Annotated in this window: 3 protein-coding genes and 1 pseudogene; all 4 read right to left on the bottom strand. The window is 48.4% G+C overall.

Features of this window, described 5'->3' with window-relative positions; genetic code table 11:
* Positions 1-1,053, bottom strand: a pseudogene (locus tag QUB08_RS31565) (DUF5906 domain-containing protein); the annotation flags it as partial.
* Positions 1,054-1,424: 371 nt separating this feature from the next.
* On the bottom strand, positions 1,425-1,982 hold the full coding sequence (locus QUB08_RS31560; RefSeq protein WP_333230200.1) for a hypothetical protein: 558 nt from the start codon (positions 1,980-1,982) through the stop codon (positions 1,425-1,427).
* Positions 1,973-2,236 carry a hypothetical protein gene (locus tag QUB08_RS31555; RefSeq protein WP_333230198.1) on the bottom strand — a complete coding sequence of 88 codons (264 nt, stop codon included), beginning with the start codon at positions 2,234-2,236 and terminating at the stop codon, positions 1,973-1,975. Before QUB08_RS31555 ends, QUB08_RS31560 begins: the two co-directional genes overlap by 10 nt.
* On the bottom strand, positions 2,237-2,797 hold a 561-nt coding region (locus QUB08_RS31550), incomplete at its 5' end, for a hypothetical protein (protein WP_333230196.1).

Here is a 2,797-nt window from a genome sequence, read left to right as displayed (position 1 = left end):
TCGCGTACGCGGGTGAGGAGTTAGAGAAATAGAAGTAATTAATTCCGTTGCAGCGTCGTTGACTGCTTCCTCTACCCGCCTGATGAATTCCTCGCTATCTATGGCTTCCAAGATTTCTCGGATGTCTCCCGCATCTGGAATATCTGGGTAAATGACACGCGGGTCAACAACCACGCAAGGGAATTGGACGTGCCGGGCAACCAGCCAAACTTCTTGACCCTTCTTGATACCTGCGTCATCGTTATCGCGCAACACTGCAACACTGACGTTTTTGCCTGTCGCTTGCAGAGTTTCGATTATTACCTGAATTTCGGGATGGCTCCAATTGGAACCTTGCGGTGTTAGTCCTGCAAGACTGATACTTCTGGCACGGTCTACGTTGTCTTCCCCTTCAAGCATCAAAACGAGAACGGGTTCGCCGTCTGGTAGTGCTTCTAGTAGTTCGACAACTTCATCAATCCGATATGCTGGCCAGCAAGTATCGCCCTTGCTCCAAACTTCCTTGCCGCTAGGGTCTATGTGAATTTGGCGGCAAGTTTTGTCGCGTCCCTTTGGTTTACTTGCATCGGGCCAATCAAACCGCAAAACCTTTTGAGTGTCGCTGTAGGCGTAGGTGATTTGTGTGGCACTGTCTGGAACGCCTTTGGGAACGTATTTGGGTTGTTCGGTGCAAGGTGGTTTTCCGGGTGCGGGTAATCTCAGAAGTTTCGCGCCGATCGGAACTGGTACGGGTCGGTATTCTTTCTTTTTGGCTCTTGGCTTCGATGCCTGTGGTTTACTTGCCTGTTGCTTGAGATTTTCTTCCTCACACTCTGCTAAAAATTCAGCCAGTGGTCGGATAGCTTCCCGAATATCAGCGGTCGAGCAAGCGTTCGTCCAGCATTGGTACTTGCCGTTCTTGGAGTTAATTCCTAAACTGTGACCCTCGCAAACAGGGCAAATGTAGTAATTTTTGGCTTTACCTGGTTCCAGTTTGTCGAGATGGTCGCGGATATCAAATTTTTTGGGGGTGCTTGAAGTTTGCCCGTTGTTCGAGTTATTATTGGAGGACATGATGATTTTACTTTTGAGTAAGTCAGCAATGAAGCCGTTCTTGCAGTCGCCAAAACTTAAAGAGAGCGGTTTTTTGCTGTGTGTATAGTTTTAAGCCATTAGAAAATATAGGCGACTGGCTTTAGTCGCCTATCCTTGATTGCCGTTTGAGGGTAGACAGAAATATTGTGGCAGGGAGCTCCGGCTATCAGTGGCGTCGTTATCAATCCCATTGCCTATGATTCTCTTTACTTCCCTTGTTCGCCACAAACCTTGGTTCTATTATTTGGGAGAATCACTTGCACTTATTTTAGCAGTGGATGCAAAACGGGATATGTATCGCAACCACAGGAAACCCTACGGGTTTCCGATATTCTACATACGTGCTGGAACTAACTTTCTTGAGCATCCTCAACTAAGCGCTTATACTCAGCCTCGGCAGCCTTATACTTTGGTGAACCTCCCTTGCTAACTCCCCAAATTTCAAGGATGATTTTCGCTTTGCCCCATCCCTTAGCCTTAAGTTGCAGCGCTCGTTCGGCGCGTTCGTTTCCGAGCCGTTCAGAGTCGTTCTCAGCTAGTTGTTTTTGGGCGATCGGTTCTGATGCTTCCTCCCCGTCGTAAGTCAGTGCTAGCAGCCGTTCTAGCTGTTCGCGCGGGTTCAGGATTTGTTCTGCCTCCTGCTGTCTTTGGTGCTGTGAAATGTAAGCGCTTGTCGAGATTTCATCAATCACATCGGCGGTGATAGCCCGCTCTTTAATTGCCTCAATCTCCCCTTGCTCAGACAGTTTGCGGGCGATGTTGCCAGCCGACACTGCACAAGCAATCGCAGCGCATAGACTCACCCCTTGCAACGCCTTGTGACTGTCTAGCTTTTTGTCTAGTGCTGCTAGTGGAACCAACCACAACACGACAGAGGACGCACTCAATACAAACAGTTTTAGCTGCATAGAAACACTCCCAAACCAATCAACAGCATCGCTAAACCGCCAATTAAAAGCGCTTGTAAATCAGCCACTGAAATCTTAATCAACTTGCTCAGAGAGTAGTCAAGCAACCAACTCAGCCCCCAAGCGATTGCAATTGCTGCTAACAGAAATAAAACGGCTTTCATTGCCATCGGATGCAGACTCGCTATCCACCCCAGAAGGGAGAAAGCGACGCACCCGGCAACGAAGTAATTTGCCAGATACATCGCTTTCATTTAGTTAGTCCCTCCCGTGAGTTGGGCTTTAATCGCATCAATGCGAGTACGGGCATCGCTGTCAGCCTTATCAATCCCTAAACCCAGTCGGGCATAACCGGGCCGCAGACTGTGCAAGTGCTTAGCTAGTCGAGTGTCCGAGCGCTTTTTACCCAGTTCATTATCGGCGACAACACCTTCGTATTTGCGGTGATGACGGTGAACTTTAGCATCGGCTTCTTCAACTTTTGCCAGTGCTTCATAGGCGCGTTTAGACTGTTTTGCGCCGTCGGTTTTTTCCTTTGCCAAGTCCTTCACTGAATCTGCTTCTTCCTTGGTAAAGTAACGCGGTGCTGGCACAACGGGAACACTACGGATACTGGAAAAGTTACCAGGATTTAGCGGTGTGATAACGCTTGCGTCAGTGCTTGCTAAAACCTTAGACTTGTCAATTGCGTGTCCGCCGTCGTTGCTGGCAGTAAGTTTTCCAGCATCTGAATTGCCACCAAATAGGCGTAGTTGTAAGCTCATAATTTTGTCCCGATTTGAATGTTGATGCGAACTGGGGAGGGAAATAAATTC

Origin of the sequence: Microcoleus sp. BR0-C5 (assembly GCF_036705045.1) — a bacterium.
Classification (GTDB): domain Bacteria; phylum Cyanobacteriota; class Cyanobacteriia; order Cyanobacteriales; family Microcoleaceae; genus Microcoleus.
The sequence above is the reverse complement of the archived record's forward strand: the minus strand, read 5'-3'. Positions and strand labels throughout refer to the sequence as shown.

Bases quoted from the DNA above. Each gene is read 5' to 3' on its own strand.
- QUB08_RS31560 (WP_333230200.1), bottom strand. From the start codon at position 1,982: ATGCAGCTAAAACTGTTTGTATTGAGTGCGTCCTCTGTCGTGTTGTGG.
- QUB08_RS31555 (WP_333230198.1), bottom strand. From the start codon at position 2,236: ATGAAAGCGATGTATCTGGCAAATTACTTCGTTGCCGGGTGCGTCGCT.